The following is a 14,435-nucleotide window of genomic DNA, read 5'->3' on the forward strand; positions in this document are numbered from 1 at the left end:
GGGGCGGGGACGACGTCGCCGCCCGCGACGCGCTCCGGCGGCTGCGCGCCGTGCGCTCGGCGTCCCGCGAGGACGGCGAGCGCTTCACCGACCTCTACGTGACCGCGTTCAGCACCGTGCTGATCTCGGTCTGGGTGCTCTCCTTCGCCCGCGAGACCTTCCTGGGCCGCAACTGCGCCCGAGCTTGCGCCCTGCAGGAGCACCCGACGTACGCCGCCCTGGCCACCGCGCTGCTGGCGCTCGGCGCCCTGGTGCTGATCTTCGGTGCGGTCGGCCCGGTCTCGGCGGAGCGGCCCGTGGCGCGCTGGCTGCTCGGCACCACCGCCGACCGTGCGGTGCTGCTGCGCGGCCCGCTGCTGGGTGTCGTCTCCGGCGGCGCCGCGGTGGGGACCGTGGTCGGGCTCCTGGTGGTGATGGGGTCAGCCGCGGGGAGCCCCAGCGGACCGGCCCAGCTGTTCGCCCTGGTCACCGGCGCGAGTGTCGGAGCGGGAGTACCGCTGCTGCTCCTGGTCCGGCAGCGGGCCGAGGCGCGCGGCGTCGGGGAACCGGGACGGACGGTGGGCCGCACGCTAGTCGCGCTCGGCCTGGTCGTCCTTACCTGGGTGCTGCTGGGCGCGGCCGGGATGCCCGAGCCCGGCGCCGCCGACGGCGTCGCCGAGCTCTGGTGGCTGCTGCCGGCCGCGCTCATGCTGCTCGACGCAGTGCTGCTGTACCGGGCGCTGGGCCGGCTCGGGGACCTGAGCGACGTCCAGCTGGCCCGCGGCCGCGAAGTGGTCGACGCCGTGTCCGGATCGGCGCTGATGATGGACGACACCCTGGTGGTGCAGCTGCAGCGTCGCCGCCGCGACCGGGGCGCCGGCCGCTTCGCCTCCCGGCGCGGCCACGGTCGGGGTGCTACGGCGTTCTTCGCCGCCGACCTGGTCCAGACCCGGCGGCGGTGGCGTTCGGTGGTGGTCAGCATCGTGGTCGCCGTACCGCTGTGCCTGGTCGCCGGTGAAGGGTTCGGGTACGGCGCCGCGGTGCTCAGCGCCGCGCTGCTGAGCTCCTGGTCGGCGCGCCGAGCCGGGCAGGGGCTGCGGACCTGGGTGGGCTCTCCCGGGCTGCGACGCATGGTGCCGCTCGCCCCGGTGAGCGTCACCCTCGCCCTGACCCCGGTCCCCGCGGTGGCAGCCGCCCTCGTCGCGGTGCCGACGATGCTCCTGGTCGACGCACCGGCCTGGGCCGGTGCCCACCTGGCGATCGCCGGCCTCGCGGCGACGCTGCGCGCCGGCGACGTGCCGAAGCAGGAGCCCGGAGTGGTGGTCTCCACCCCGATGGGGGCGCTCCCGTTCGGCCTCGTCGCGGCCGCGCTGCACGGGCCGGACCTCGCCCTGGGCCTCGCGGTGCTGATGGTGGTCTGGCCGGACCCGACGGTCCTTGCGCTGGCCGCGGCCACCCTGGCGTGGCAAGCCACCCGCGAGCGCTGAGTCAGTGCTTGAGTCAGGGCCTGAGTCAGGGCCTGGACCAGGGCTGAGACGCGGCGCGGGAGGTCTGTCGGGGGACGCCCCGGCGGCGTACTCTCGCGCTGGAAGCGCCACACGACATCCCCAGGAGCAGCTGTGCTGGATCGGGCCAGGACCACAGTGCTGAATCGGGTGAGGACACCCGTGCTGAATCAGGTGAGGACACCTGTGCTGGATCGGGTGAGTGCCCCCGTGCTGAATCGGGTGCGGACCCCCGTCCACTGGGCGGTCGCGCACGGGCTGCCGCGCTTCGTGATGCGGACGGCGGCCCGTCGCGGCGACCTGCAGGGCCAGCTGGTGGTGGCCGGCGCCGAGCAGGGCGAGGACGAGCTTTGGGACATCATCGAGCAGGTCCGTGCCTCCGGCCCGCTGCACCGGGCGGGGCTGGCGCACATGACCGCCGACCACGCCGTGGTCAAGGAGGTGCTGACCAGCCGGTACTTCGTCACCGGCCTGCCCGAGCCGTCCCGGGGCCCGCTGCGCAAGCTGCTGGTGTGGTCCACCCCCGACGTGATGCACCCGGTCCGGCCGCCCTCGCTGCTGGTGACCGAGCCGCCCGACCACACCCGCTACCGCCGGCTGGTCACCCGGGTCTTCACCGGGCGCGCGGTGGAGCAGCTGCGCGGCCGGGTGGAGCAGATCGCCCACGGCCTGCTCGACCAGCTCGACCCGACCCGGCCCGTCGACCTGGTCTCGGCCTACTGCAGCCAGCTGCCGGTGACGGTGATCAGCGAGGTGCTCGGCGTCCCCGAGGCGGACCGCCCGCGGGTGCTGGAGCTGGGCTCCGCGGCCGCCGCCAGCCTCGACCTCGGGCTCTCCTGGCACGAGTTCCGCACGGTCGACAAGGCGCTGCGGGAGTTCGACGCCTGGCTCACCAGCCACCTGGCCGAGCTGCGGCGTCACCCCGGCCAGGACCTGATGAGCCAGCTGCTCCGGGCCCAGGAGGACGGCGTCGGGCTGAGCGAGGAGGAGCTGCGCGCCACCGCCGGCCTGGTCCTGGTGGCTGGCTTCGAGACCACGGTCAACCTGCTCGGCAACGGGGTGCGGCTGCTGCACGACAACCCCGACCAGCTGGAGCGGCTGCGACGCGAGCCGGAGCTGTGGCCCAACGCGGTCGAGGAGGTGCTGCGGCTGGACCCGCCGGTGCTGCTCACCGCCCGGCAGGCCGCCGAGGACACCGAGATCGCGGGCCGCCGGATCCGCTCGGGCACCCTGGTCACCACCCTGCTCGCCGGCGCCAACCGCGACCCCAAGATCTTCGACGACCCCGAACGGTTCGACGTCGCGCGCGCCAACGCCCGGGAGCACCAGTCGTTCTCCTCCGGCCGGCACCACTGCCTGGGCGCGACCCTGGCCCGGATGGAGGGCGAGGTCGGGCTGCGCGTGCTGTTCGACCGGTTCCCCGACCTGGCCGTCGTACCGGGCGCCCGGCGCCGCACCACCCGCATCCTGCGCGGCTACTCGCGCCTTCCGGTGCGGCTGCAGCCGGCTTCGATCAGCCCCGACGAGGAGGTCCGGCGTACCGTTCTGGGGTGATCATCGACATCTGGGCCGACGTGGCCCATCTCGACAGCTATCTCGCCAAGGTCGCCTGGGAGTCCGCGCTGGCGGAGTGGGAGCACTCCGACGACGTGCAGATCGTCTGGCACTCCTACCAGGTGGACCGGCCCAGCACGTACGACGCGCACCGGCTGCTGCACCTCGCCGGCACGACCGGCCGCGGCGACGTCGCCCGCGAGCTGATGATGAAGTCCTTCGTCACCGAGGAGGAGTCCTCCACCGACCGGGCCGTGCTGCTGCGTCTCGCGGGCGAGGCTGGGCTGGACCCGGTGGCCGCCGAGGCCCTGCTCGACTCCGACCAGCACGGGTACGACGTACGCGTCGACGAGGCCACCGCCGCGCAGATCGGCTTCGCCGAGGCGCCGTACCTGGTGATCGACCGCAAGTACGGCGTGGGCGGCGCGCAGCCGACTGCGGTCTACCTCTCCGCGCTCAACTACGCGCGCGACCACGAGAACGAGACGCCCGAGGAGCGCACCGCCTCGGCGTGCGGCGGCGCCTGCGGCTCGTGCGGGTGCGGCGCCTGATCGCGAGACCTGACGCGAGCCATGCGCGCGCGACGCGCGTTCGCCTTTGGTCGTGTTCCCGGGCGAATCGATCACTCAGCGGCGGCGCCCCGGGCCGCCGCTGGCACGGCGACGACGGCGCCCTCGGCGATCTCTGCCAGTGCCACACGCAGTGCCTGCCGAGCAGCCGAATACCGGCTGCGGGCCGTGGACGGGTTCAGGCCGAGCAGTTCAGCCGCCTCGGCCAGGGACAGCCCGTCCCAGTGGACCAGCATGATCAGTTCCCGATGTGCGGCCGCCAGGTCACGCACGGCGGCTTGGACCGACAGCGCCTCGGCGTGGTCGGGGATGTGTGACTCCGTCAGGTGGTGCCTCACCCGCTCGGCGAGCGCGGTACGACGCCGTGACGCCCGGCGTTGGTTGGAAAGCACGTGGGCGGCGATGGTGAACAGCCACATCCGCCGTCGCTCCGCAGCCTCGGGCAACTGGTCGACCCGTCTCCACGCCTGCAGCATGACCTCGGCCAGGAGGTCGGCCGCGTCCTCACGGACCAGTACCCGGCGCTCGAAGTAGGCCAACAGGTCCGCGGCGGTCCCCTCGAGGGCCGCTCGCAGAGAGTCGGCGCTCATTCGGTGCACCCGAGGGAGCTGCCGACGCCAACGTTCACCACGAACGGGTCCATCCCCAGACCTTCGAGATGAGCGCCCAGGTCCTGCAAAACCCCGCGCCACACCGCATGCATCTCGAGGTCGTCCCCGATCAGCGAAGGCTGGGCTTCGCCGGGAGCGGCCCGCGCGATGATGCGCCGTTGCTCGGCGTCGTACTCCTTCATCGCGGCCTCGCGGTCGACGGCGTCGAAGTCGTAGGAGGACAGGTAGGCGCGGGCTTCCTCAGCGACCTGCTCCTGCTCCGCTGGACTCGGCCACGCCGTTCGCCCCTGGAGGATGGTGGCGGGCTCACCACTGGCGGCGTCTTGCGGGCCCACCGGCTGTACGTCGAACTCCATCTCGCAGGCGTCTCCGGAGCTGGTGGTGGTGAACCACAGCGCTCCCTGGTTCATCGCCACGGCCGCGCCGGCGACCCCAAGGCCCAGGACGCTCGCTGCCACGCCCGCGCTGACCGCGAGGCGGAGCCGCCTGGGAGAACGTGCTGGCGGCTCGCTCTCGCGCACGAGCCCGCGCAGGTCGTCATCGAGGGCTGGGGTGCGCGCTGCCAGGGGAGGTGCCGCACGGGCAAGCAGGTCGTCGAGGTCCACGGGGTCTCCTTCGGTGGGCTTCAACCCCTACATGTCCAGCACAGCACCTACTGTCCAGCGGATCTGCGGAATGCCAAGCTTCACCGCTGGGGGCCGGCGGGGAACGGGCCGGGGCAAGAGTCCGGCAGACCTTGGTTGGTCCGGCCTACCGCCGCTTGTGGAACCGCACGCTGCCGTCCGGATGGTGCTTGGTCAGGTAGCTGGTGTCGTGCGCCCGATGGTGGTGCCAGGGACAGAGCAGCTTGATGTCGCCGCGGTCGCTGGTGCCGCCCTTGCTCCACGGGGTGCGCCAGTGGTGCGCCTCGCAGAACGTCGCGGGGACCGAGCAGCCGTGGGCCCGGCAGCTGGGGTGCTCGAGGGCCTCCTTGAGGCGCTGCGCCTTGGTGAAGAACCGGCTGCGCCGACCCAGGTCCAGCACCTCCGAGTCCGTCCCGAGGACCGCCGGGATGATGCCGGCGTTGCAGGCCAGCTTGCGGGCGTGCTCGGCGGTGACCCGGGTGCCGTCCAGGGTCACCCCCTCGCCGACGCCGTCGCGCAGCTTCTCGAAGTCGATGGTCACGACCACCGACGTGGCCGATCCGCCGTGCAGCGGCATCACGTCGGCGGGCAGGCACTCCAGCAGGGCGCAGAACGCCTCCCCCTGGAGTCGGTCGAACGGCAGCTTGGTGCCGGTCGCCGGATCGAGCACCGCGCTGCGGGGCCCCTGGTCGGTGCGCGGGGAGGTGAACGCGTCGAGGTAGGTCCGCAGCCGCGCCGCGACAGCGTCGGGCACCCGGGCCGAGACATCGGTGGACCCATCACCCCGGCGTCGGATGAACAATCGGGTCGCCGCGGACGACTTGCGCTCCGCCGCCTCGAGCTGGCGACGCTCTGCCTCCTCCGCGACCTCGGGCGCGACGACGGAGAGGATCTTCTCCCCGAGTCGACGCAGCTCGGAGGGGGAGTGCAGCTGGGCCAGCTCGACCAGCTTGGCCTCGGCCAGGTGCAGCACCTCGGGGGACACTGCGCAGTCCGGGTGCTCGCGCCCGGCTGTCGCCAGGTCGTCGAGGCACCTGGTGATCACCCGGGCCTGCGGGACGGAGACGGCGCCGGACTGCACCGCCGTACCGGTGGCCGTCCAGTCCCGGTCCAGGGAGGCCGCCAGGCGCTGGGCGCCCACGGCGACCCCGCGGTCGAGCTTGGCGTTGGCGGCCAGCCACGCCGCCACGTCCTTGGCGCCGGAGAGCTCGGCGACGTCGTCGGCGGAGTCGACCACCCGCAGCCAGAGCGCCTCCACCAGGTCGCGGGCGCGAGCCAGGTCGACGAGAGCCCGCTCCTTGTCGCCGGTGCTCATGAAGACCGGGTCGACGTCCGCGACGGACTCCACGGCCTGGGTCACCACGACCGCGCAGCCCAGCACCGGGTGGGTCTCGGTGGAGGGCGCGGACCAGGTCATGACTCAAACCTAGAGCGGCCCACCGACAGTTCTGCGCCTTTATTCGAACAGACGTTCCCCCGATTTGGGGAACTTCTCAGACCGCCTCCACCAGCGCTTCCCGGAGCGCGGCGCGCGCGGCCGCGTAGCGACTGCGCGCGGTGGAGGCGTTGAGCCCGAGCAGCTCCGCCGCCTCCACGATGGTGAACCCGTCCCAGTGCACGAGCATCACCAGCTCGCGCTGAGGCTGGGGCAGACGCAGCACGGCGTCGCGGACGGCGTACGACCCCTCGGTGTCCGGGGGGATGTCCGCAGGGTTGGCCGCGGCGCCCAGCAACGTGCGCAGCCGCTCGGTGAGCTCGAGTCGGCGTCGCGCCGTACGCCGATGGTTGCTCAGGGTGTGGGCGGCGATGACGAACAGCCACATGCGCTGCCGCTCGGGCGTCTCGGGCAGCTTGTCGATGCGCCGCCAGGCGGTCAGCATCGTCTCGCCGAGGAGGTCGGCGGCGTCCTCGGGCGACGTCACCCTGCGCACGAAGTAGGCCAGCAGGTCCCTCGAGGCGTCCCGCAAGGCGGCCCGAGCCGCGGCGGTGTCACGGGGGCGCACTACTGGGTGTCCGCGCAGGAGGAGCCCATCCAGATGCTGACGGCGTGCGCGGGCAGCTCCTGACGTGCGAGCTCCGCGGCGACCCGCTGCTCGACCGCGGTCATCAGCGCCAGGGTCTCGTGGTCCTCGACGCTGGTTGCGGGACCAGTCTCGCTGTCGGTGGTGCTTCTGGGCGGCAGCTCGCGGATCGCCGCCTCGAGGTCGATGCTCGCCACGTCGAGGCCGGCGAGGAAGTCCCGCGCCGCGGTCACAGCGGCAGCCCGGGCCGGGGCTGCGACTGGGTGGGCGGGGTCCACCAGCGGCTTGGCGTCGAACATCACGTCGCACTCCGCGCCCGTCGACGTGGTCACCGTGCCACGAGACCAGGCTCCGTCGAACCACGTCAGGTTGCCGGCCGCGGCCGCCCCGCCCACGCCGGTCGCTCCGACAGCCACCAAGACGGCGACCCCCACCCAGGTACGCCGGGTGCGGCGCCGGGACGCCTGCTCCTCGGCCGCCGCGATGACCAGCCCGAGCTCGCGGTCGAGCTCTGTCGTGTCGGCAGGCAGCTGGGGTGCGGAACGGGCGAGTCGCTCGTCGAATGGCGTCATGGTGGGTCCTCCGCTGTGGTGGGGGTGATCACCACGTACATGTACCGAGGGTGCCCGATCGTCCAACCAGATGTCGCCGCAGCGCCTCAGCCCTGCTGCGCCGCCCACTCCGCGACCCGCGCCGCGCTCTGGTCCTCGGAGAGGTCCTCCACCCGGGTCAGCACCGACCACCGCACCCCGAACGGGTCGCGGATGCTGGCGAACCGGTCGCCGGAGACGAAGGTGCTCAGCGGCTCCCGGACCACCGCGCCGGACGCCTCGGCCCGGGCGACCACCGCGTCGACGTCGGCGCAGTAGAGCCCCATCGAGTAGCAGTCGTCGTCGCCCGCGGGAGGTGCCACGAGGTGGTAGTCCGGTGCCGGCTCACCGAGCTGCAGCATGCCGTGGCCGAAGTCGAGGACCGCGTGCGCGACCCGGCCGCCCATCTCGGTCACGTCCACGACGCGGGCGCCGAAGACGTCCCGGTAGAAGTCGATGGCCCCGCGAGCGTCCGGGACGCAGAGGAACGGGGTGATGCTGGTCGAGCCGTGCGGGATCCCGTGCTCGGTGTGCGTGCCGTGCGCGGCCCGGGGAGCAGCGTGCTGCTGAGTGTCGTTGGTAGAGGTCATGTCCACGACGCTAGGGGCGCTCCTCGCCAACCGGCTTGAAGATTCGCGACAACCAGGTCTCTCGAGAGACGTCCTAGGCTCAGACCTGTGGACAAGCCTGTGGAGGACCCGCAGCACGACGGCCGGGGAGTGCTGTATCCCGCGTCCTTGCCGTCGTTTCACCGGCTGCCTCCGCCGGACGCCGTGGCACACCTGGTGCGGTGGTTCTGGATCCCCGAGTGGGACCTGGCGCCGGGGCGGAGCTCGCGGCAGCACGTGATCTCGTTCCCGGCCAGCAACCTGGTGGTCGAGCCGGGGTTCGTGGCGCTCGCGGGTCCCACCACGCGCGCCTCCCACCGCGACCTGACCGGCCGCGGCTGGGCGGTGGGGGCGCTGCTGCGGCCGGCCGCCGTACCTCTGGTGACCGGTACCCCGGGAGCGCTGCGCGACGACTACCTGAGGCTGGACCTGCCGGACCTGCACGCGCCGGTGGCCGCCGCCATGACCGGCGACCTGGCGCCCGAGACGCGGCGGCAGCGAGCGGTGGACGCCTTCGCCGGCTGGCTGGCCGACCGGGGACCGAGCCTGGCCGGGACCGACGAAGCAGCGCTGCTCGCCAACGCGATGACGGACCTCATCGACGGCGACCCCGAACTGCTGCGGGTGGAGCAGGTGGCCGACCGGCTGGGGGTCTCGGTGCGCAGCGTGCAGCGCCTCGCCGTCCAGTACGTCGGCCTGTCGCCAGCCGCGATGATCCGGCGGCGGCGCCTCCAGGAGGCCGTCGAGCTGCTCCGCAGCGAGCCGACCACTGACCTCGCCGCGGTCGCCGCCGACCTGGGGTACGCCGACCAGGCGCACCTGGCGGGCGACTTCCGCACCGTGCTCGGCTTCACCCCGAGCTCCTACCGCAGCCAGCACCGGGAGTCTCCCGGAGATTCCTAGTCCCACCGGGTCATGCCGGCGGCGCGGCTGGGTACGGGGCGCGCCATGGACACGCTGACGTTCATCGGCACCGCCACCACCCTGATCCGGCTCGGCTCCTTCACCCTGCTCACCGACCCCAACTTCCTGCACCAGGGACAGCGCGCCTACCTGGGCAAGGGCCTGTGGAGCAAGCGCCTCACGGAGCCGACCATGCAGCCCGGCGACCTGCCGCCGCTGGACGCGGTGGTCCTCTCGCACCTGCACGGGGACCACTTCGACCGGATCGCCCGGCACGAGCTGGCCCGGGCGCAACCGGTGCTGACCACGGAGAAGGCGGCGCGCAAGCTGCGCAGCTGGGACTTCGACGCCCGCGGCCTGCGCACCTGGGAGTCCGAGACCCTGACCCGTGACGACGAGACCCTCACGGTGGAGTCGCTGCCCGGGATCCACGCCCGCGGGGTGATGGGCGCCCTGCTGCCGCCGGTGATGGGGAGCCTGCTCACCCACCGCGTCGGCGGCGAGGTGAGCCGCCGGGTCTACGTCAGCGGCGACACCCTGACCGGCGACCACCTCAGCGAGATCGCGCGGCGCCACCCGGAGATCGACGTGGCGGTGGTGCACCTGGGCGGCACCCGGGTGCTGTTCCACACCGTGACCATGGACGACGTGCAGGGGCTGGACTTCCTGCAACGGGTGCAGCCGAAGACGGCGATCCCGGTGCACTACGACGACTACGGGGTCTTCCGCTCCCCGCTGGCGGACTTCGAACGGCGTGCCCAGCAGGCGGGGTACGGCGACCGGGTGCGGACCGTGCGGCGTGGCCAGACCGTCACGCTGTGACGGGCGAGCAGCAGGAGGACTCCCGCGTGGAGCTGGCTCATAGGCGGGCCAGCAGCTCGGTCTTCTTCGCCGCGAACTCGGCTTCAGTCAGGATGCCCTGGTCCGCCGACCTGCCGATCCAGGCCGGCAGTACGTCGTACCCGGGCCGTGGCTGCCAGTCCGGGTCGAGGCGCTCCCACCGGGCGACCGCAGCTGAGGTCAGCTTCGGCAGCTTCCGCAGGCCCAGGTGGGGGCCGAGCTCACCCTTGAAGTTGAGCGTGACCGTTGCGTTCACGTACTGACCGCCCAGCACGCGCCCGCGGATCGCCATGCGCCGAGAGTAGCGATCCCCGCACCCCGCGACGAGGAGTCAGACAACCGGAATTAGACGGGTGTCCGGGAGGCCTTGACTGAAGCGCCGACTCGAATAGCGTGCCAGGCATGGTTATCAAGCTGGAGAACGTCGGGATCGCCGTGCGCGACCTCGACGCGACGATCGCCTTCTTCACCGACCTCGGCCTCACCGTCCTGGGACGTGACACGGTCAGTGGAGAGTGGACGGACACCGCCGTCGGCCTCGACGGCAACCACGCCAAGATCGCCATGCTCCAGACCCCGGACGGCCAGGGTCGGCTGGAGCTCTTCGAATACCTCCACCCCGAGGCCATCGAGACCGAGCCCACTCAGCCGCACGAGATCGGCATGCACCGGGTGGCCTTCTCGGTCGACGACCTCGATGCGGCGCTCGAGATCGCCGCGAACCACGGGTGCCACCCGCTGCGTGGAGTGGCGACGTACCAGGACGCGTACAAGCTCACCTACGTCCGCGGACCTAGCGGGATCATCCTGATGCTGGCCGAGGCGCTCAAGCAGCCGCCGCCAGCAGCATCGACCTGAACCGGGTGTCCACCGAGCACCCCGGCCGCCGTTGCTTCCTGCTGGCCCGGCGCACCAGCCCGCATCAAGTCGCCAGTTTCGCTCGGCGGCGTATCCGCTGATCCGACCGCGACGGATCAGTGGCAGATGTTGACGTCCTGGGAGCCCAGGACGCCGTCCCAGACCTCGCGCATCGGGCGCAGCCAGCTCTGCGTGGTGGGCACGAACGCGATGCTGCCGTTGACCTTCTTCTGCACGCCGGCGACCCGGACCTTCTCCACGACCAGCGGCACGGTGACCTTCCGGCTGCGCACGCCTTCCCAGCAGGCGGAGGCCTTCTTCTTCGTCACGGCTTGCTCCAAGGTGACGGGGTCGCCCTGGACCATGCCGTTGTAGCGCCAGGCCACGGTCGTGCGGTAGCCCGTGTGGCCCTCCCACGGCGCGCGGACGGCCACGGACAGGCCCCGGGTGCGCTTGGTTGCGATGTTGAAGGTGACCGAGCCGTCCTGAACGGTGCGGGTCTTCGAGCTCCAGATGTCGACCTTGCCGGCGTTGGCCTGGGCGATGGTGCCGAGCGCGCTGGTCAGCTGGATCTCACAACCCTCGCAATCCTCGACCGTGAACGTGAGCTTGGTCCGTGCCGCAGCGGCGCGCTCCTCGCTGACCGTTCCCGCGTCGGCGCCCGCCGTGGTGGCCGGCACGAGCGTGACCGCGATCAGTGCGGCGGCGGCGAAGGACGTGCCCATCAAGGTGGTGCTGGCGTTCATGTTCTGCCCCCCGTAGGTAGTTGTCATTGCCTGGACGCACCTACGTCGAGGAGGGTTGCATCCGATGTGCAGACTCAGCCGAGAAGGAGCAACCATGAGGCGCACGATCACAGTGACACAGCCCTCGCTCGTGGACTCCTCGCTCAGACTCGTCGACGAAGGCGGATTCGAAGGCACCATCACGTTCCACGGTGTCCTCACGCGCTCAGCGCAACTGAACCTGGGGCCCGATCGGCTGACCTTCACGACTTCGGGTCTGCTGGGGCGCACTCTGCTTGCCGAAACCGCCGGTGGCAGCGCCGTCGGTGAGTTCCGCGAGACCGGCCTGATGGGCAGAGGTGATGCCGAGGTCGGTGGCCGTCGGTATCGACTCAGGATCAGCGGGGTGTGGGCGCGTCAGTTCTCCTGGGAAGACGTCGACGGCAGCCAGGCGATGTCTCTGAAGCTCGGTGGCCTGCTGCGGACGAGTGGCACCATCGACGTCTCTGCCACCGCTGTCCCCGACGATGTCCCTGTCCTGATCGGTCTGGGACTGATGCTGCATCGAGCAGCGAACCGTGACTCTGGCGGCGCGGCGGGTGCACCGGCTTGCTGATGGCGCGGCGCGTTGAACGGTGACAGGATTGCCGGGATGGACGCCGACGTTGCCGTAGTGCCCGCCAACGAAGCACGCTGCGAGGACCTAGAGGCGGTCTTCGGAACGCGAGGCGCGGCGTCGCGGTGTCAGTGCCAGCGGTACAAGCTCGCGCCGCGCGAGTCGTTCGCCTCGGTGCCGACCGAAGTACGCGCGGATCGTCTGCGTGAGCAGACCAACTGCGATGACCCAGGATCGAGCGCGACCAGTGGCCTGGTGGCCTACCTCGCCGACGAGCCCGTCGGCTGGTGCGCGGTCGAGCCGCGCTCCAGGTACGACGGCCTGGTGCGCGCCTACAAAGTGCCCTGGGTGGGTCGCTCGGAGGACCCCGACGACGAGCATGTGTGGGCGGTGACCTGTCTCTTCACTCGGGCCGGGTTCCGCCGCCGTGGGGTGAGCCGCGCGTTGGCCCGAGCTGCCGTGGACTTTGCCCGAGCAGGCGGCGCCCGGGCCCTGGAGAGCTACCCGGTTCGCACCACTGCGGGCGCGATCGCGGAAGAGCTCCACGTCGGCACCTACGACACGTTCGCTGCCGCCGGGCTCCGCGAGGTCAGCAGGCCCACACCCCGCCGCGTCGTGATGCGCATCGACTTCTAGCCAGGCCGTGGAAGTCGCCCCAACCTGGGCCGGTAGCCGAAGCGTCCCAAAGGTGACAGGTTCCACGGACAGGGGTCCCGACCGAGGCGGAGCAGCGCGTGGATGATCAGGAGTTCACCGAGTGGGCGGCCGGGTGCCAGCGGTCCCTGCTGCGCTCGGCGTACCTGTTGACCGGGGACCTGCACCGCGCCCAGGACCTGGTCCAGGAGGCGCTAGTCAAGGTGGCGCTGCGCTGGCCCAAGCTCCGCGACGGCAATCCGACGGCGTACGCCCGCAGGATCGTCGTGCACGACAACGTGACCTGGTGGCGGCGGCGCCGCGAGACGACCGGCGCGGTGCCCGACGACTCGGCGCACGAGGAGGTCAGCAGCGATCCGGTCACCGGTCTCGTCATCCGGCGGGCCCTGATGCGGCTCACTCCGGCCCAGCGGGCGGTGCTGGTGCTGCGCCACCTCGACGACCTGTCCGAGCGGGAGACCGCGGAGATCCTCGGCGTCAGCGTCGGCACCGTCAAGAGCCAGAACGCCGCCGCCCTCGCCCGCCTGCGCACCGGCGCGCCGGAGCTGCTCGACCTGACCGGAGGACCCCATGAGTGAGCTCCACGAGCTGATGGCCCGCGCCACCGACCGCATCGAGAGCCCTCGGCTCGAGCAGGTGGCATGGGATACCGCGAGGCGCCGCCGTACCCGTCGCCGGGGCGCGGCCGCCGCGGTCGTCACCGCAGCCCTGGTCGCGACGGTCGTCGTCGGCATCCAGGTCGCCGACCGCGGGGACAGGCTTGCGCCTGCCCCACCGTCGGACCAGACCCCGACGAGTACGCCGTCGCCCTCGGCGACCGGCTCGGCGGAGAAGGTGTGGCCGCAGTGGGACCCGCGCGACGTCGACCAGCTGCCCGCGGCTCCGGACCGGATCGCACCCGCGTTCCCGGACGTGATCGACCCGCCCGCCTCGTCCCCGGCCCTGAGTGACGACCCGGTCGGTCCCGCGGTCCTGGCGGTCGAGCAGGACGGCCTGGCCCAGGTGCTCGGCACTGGCGGCGAGTGGCGCACGGTGCCGATCGACGGGCGGTACCCCGTGGTGTCCCTCAGCCCCCAGGGCACCCGGCTCGCGGTCTACTACGGCTACGACGACAGGGTCGGGGTGTACGACATCGGCGTGACGGTGCACGACCTCGCCACCGGCAGCAGCCGGACGCTGGAGCCGCCCGCGGGGTTCGAGCCCCGGGACGACGCCGGGTGGATGTTGCTCGACGAGGAGACGCTGCTGTTCAGCAGCGGCTCGCAGACCTACGCCGTGGCGATCGACTCCGGCGAGGCGGAGGAGATGTCCGTCCCCGCTGGGGTGTCCACGACACTGGACCCCGCCGGCAACGTGCTCACCGACTACGCCGGCGGCACTCCACGCGAAGTGAGCATGGACCGCACCGGCCCACTCCTGCGGATCGAGGCCGACGAGGACACCGTGGTGGGCACGACGTACGACGATCAGGCGTTCTCGGTGGTGGTCGCCGACCGCCAGACACTGACCCCGCAGTTCCGACTCCCGGTGCTGGACTACGACGGCAACTACAGCAACTGGGGGCTGGGTCCCGTCGCGCTGGCCGACGACGGGACGGTCCTGCTGCGGGTCGCCGCCATCGGACGCCGGGTCGACGGCTTCCGACTGGTGGCCTGGGACCCGGCAGGCGGCGACCTGTCGATCGTCACCTCGACCGCGCTCCCGGTGGAGGCGTCGGTGGTGTTCGCCCAAGGTGCGCTACGCGCCGTGGATCCTGGCTGACCGCGGGCGCCTGGATGT

At 72.0% G+C, this 14,435-nt stretch carries 18 protein-coding genes; 10 read left to right on the forward strand and 8 right to left on the reverse strand.

Features of this window, described 5'->3' with window-relative positions; genetic code table 11:
• The 3 genes from C5H89_RS06290 to C5H89_RS06300 form a co-directional block, all read left to right on the forward strand.
• The coding region (locus C5H89_RS06290; RefSeq protein ID WP_162799255.1) for a DUF6297 family protein at positions 1 to 1,466 on the forward strand (1,466 nt) is incomplete at its 5' end.
• A gap of 216 nt (positions 1,467 to 1,682) precedes the next feature.
• On the forward strand, positions 1,683 to 3,038 hold the full coding sequence (locus C5H89_RS06295; protein WP_240181738.1) for a cytochrome P450: 1,356 nt from the start codon (positions 1,683 to 1,685) through the stop codon (positions 3,036 to 3,038).
• Positions 3,035 to 3,589 carry a DsbA family protein gene (locus C5H89_RS06300; protein WP_205304894.1) on the forward strand — a complete coding sequence of 185 codons (555 nt, stop codon included), beginning with the start codon at positions 3,035 to 3,037 and terminating at the stop codon, positions 3,587 to 3,589. Before C5H89_RS06295 ends, C5H89_RS06300 begins: the two co-directional genes overlap by 4 nt.
• 71 nt (positions 3,590 to 3,660) lie before the next feature.
• On the opposite strand, the gene C5H89_RS06305 is transcribed toward C5H89_RS06300, so the two are convergent.
• From C5H89_RS06305 to C5H89_RS06330, 6 genes are all read right to left on the reverse strand, one after another.
• Positions 3,661 to 4,197: a sigma-70 family RNA polymerase sigma factor gene (locus C5H89_RS06305; protein WP_104106207.1), complete on the reverse strand. Its 537-nt coding sequence runs from the start codon at positions 4,195 to 4,197 to the stop codon at positions 3,661 to 3,663.
• Entirely contained in the window at positions 4,194 to 4,823 is a 630-nt protein-coding gene (locus C5H89_RS06310; protein WP_104106208.1) for a hypothetical protein, read from the reverse strand. The genes C5H89_RS06305 and C5H89_RS06310 overlap by 4 nt, the downstream gene beginning before the upstream one ends.
• Before the next feature lie 145 nt (positions 4,824 to 4,968).
• On the reverse strand, positions 4,969 to 6,258 hold the full coding sequence (locus C5H89_RS06315; RefSeq protein WP_104106209.1) for an HNH endonuclease signature motif containing protein: 1,290 nt from the start codon (positions 6,256 to 6,258) through the stop codon (positions 4,969 to 4,971).
• Positions 6,259 to 6,334: 76 nt separating this feature from the next.
• Positions 6,335 to 6,844 carry an RNA polymerase sigma factor gene (locus tag C5H89_RS06320; protein WP_104106210.1) on the reverse strand — a complete coding sequence of 170 codons (510 nt, stop codon included), beginning with the start codon at positions 6,842 to 6,844 and terminating at the stop codon, positions 6,335 to 6,337.
• Positions 6,844 to 7,434 (reverse strand): hypothetical protein, encoded by a 591-nt coding sequence (locus C5H89_RS06325; protein ID WP_104106211.1) that lies wholly within the window; start codon positions 7,432 to 7,434, stop codon positions 6,844 to 6,846. The genes C5H89_RS06320 and C5H89_RS06325 overlap by 1 nt, the downstream gene beginning before the upstream one ends.
• Positions 7,435 to 7,520: 86 nt before the next feature.
• A complete protein-coding gene (locus C5H89_RS06330) occupies positions 7,521 to 8,042 on the reverse strand; it encodes a VOC family protein (protein ID WP_104106242.1) in 522 nt (173 codons plus the stop codon).
• Between the two features lie 87 nt (positions 8,043 to 8,129).
• On the opposite strand from C5H89_RS06330, the gene C5H89_RS06335 reads away from it, so the two are divergent.
• Positions 8,130 to 8,963: a helix-turn-helix domain-containing protein gene (locus tag C5H89_RS06335; RefSeq protein ID WP_205304895.1), complete on the forward strand. Its 834-nt coding sequence runs from the start codon at positions 8,130 to 8,132 to the stop codon at positions 8,961 to 8,963.
• A gap of 45 nt (positions 8,964 to 9,008) precedes the next feature.
• Positions 9,009 to 9,785 carry an MBL fold metallo-hydrolase gene (locus tag C5H89_RS06340; protein ID WP_104106243.1) on the forward strand — a complete coding sequence of 259 codons (777 nt, stop codon included), beginning with the start codon at positions 9,009 to 9,011 and terminating at the stop codon, positions 9,783 to 9,785.
• A 37-nt stretch (positions 9,786 to 9,822) separates the two neighbouring features.
• Here the strand turns inward: C5H89_RS06340 and C5H89_RS06345 are convergent, their stop codons facing one another.
• The gene (locus C5H89_RS06345; RefSeq protein ID WP_104106213.1) at positions 9,823 to 10,095 is read right to left on the reverse strand and encodes an SHOCT domain-containing protein; all 273 of its coding nucleotides are present in this window, start codon (positions 10,093 to 10,095) and stop codon (positions 9,823 to 9,825) included.
• A 110-nt stretch (positions 10,096 to 10,205) separates the two neighbouring features.
• On the opposite strand from C5H89_RS06345, the gene C5H89_RS06350 reads away from it, so the two are divergent.
• Positions 10,206 to 10,661, forward strand: a complete 456-nt coding sequence (locus C5H89_RS06350) for a VOC family protein (RefSeq protein ID WP_104106214.1) — start codon at positions 10,206 to 10,208, stop codon at positions 10,659 to 10,661.
• A gap of 116 nt (positions 10,662 to 10,777) precedes the next feature.
• Here C5H89_RS06350 and C5H89_RS06355 read toward each other — a convergent pair whose 3' ends face one another.
• Positions 10,778 to 11,407, reverse strand: a complete 630-nt coding sequence (locus tag C5H89_RS06355; RefSeq protein ID WP_104106215.1) for a hypothetical protein — start codon at positions 11,405 to 11,407, stop codon at positions 10,778 to 10,780.
• A 94-nt stretch (positions 11,408 to 11,501) separates the two neighbouring features.
• On the opposite strand from C5H89_RS06355, the gene C5H89_RS06360 reads away from it, so the two are divergent.
• The 4 genes from C5H89_RS06360 (at position 11,502) to C5H89_RS06375 (ending at position 14,417) form a co-directional block, all read left to right on the forward strand.
• The gene (locus C5H89_RS06360; RefSeq protein WP_104106216.1) at positions 11,502 to 12,002 is read left to right on the forward strand and encodes a hypothetical protein; all 501 of its coding nucleotides are present in this window, start codon (positions 11,502 to 11,504) and stop codon (positions 12,000 to 12,002) included.
• 36 nt (positions 12,003 to 12,038) lie between these two features.
• Entirely contained in the window at positions 12,039 to 12,638 is a 600-nt protein-coding gene (locus tag C5H89_RS06365; RefSeq protein WP_104106217.1) for a GNAT family N-acetyltransferase, read from the forward strand.
• A gap of 98 nt (positions 12,639 to 12,736) precedes the next feature.
• Complete coding sequence (locus tag C5H89_RS06370) at positions 12,737 to 13,234, forward strand: SigE family RNA polymerase sigma factor (protein WP_104106218.1); 498 nt, start codon at positions 12,737 to 12,739, stop codon at positions 13,232 to 13,234.
• On the forward strand, positions 13,227 to 14,417 hold the full coding sequence (locus tag C5H89_RS06375; protein WP_162799256.1) for a hypothetical protein: 1,191 nt from the start codon (positions 13,227 to 13,229) through the stop codon (positions 14,415 to 14,417). The genes C5H89_RS06370 and C5H89_RS06375 overlap by 8 nt, the downstream gene beginning before the upstream one ends.
• The last annotated feature ends 18 nt before the right edge of the window (positions 14,418 to 14,435 follow it).

The sequence above is a fragment of the Nocardioides sp. 616 genome, assembly GCF_002930065.1.
Taxonomy (GTDB): domain Bacteria; phylum Actinomycetota; class Actinomycetes; order Propionibacteriales; family Nocardioidaceae; genus Nocardioides; species Nocardioides houyundeii.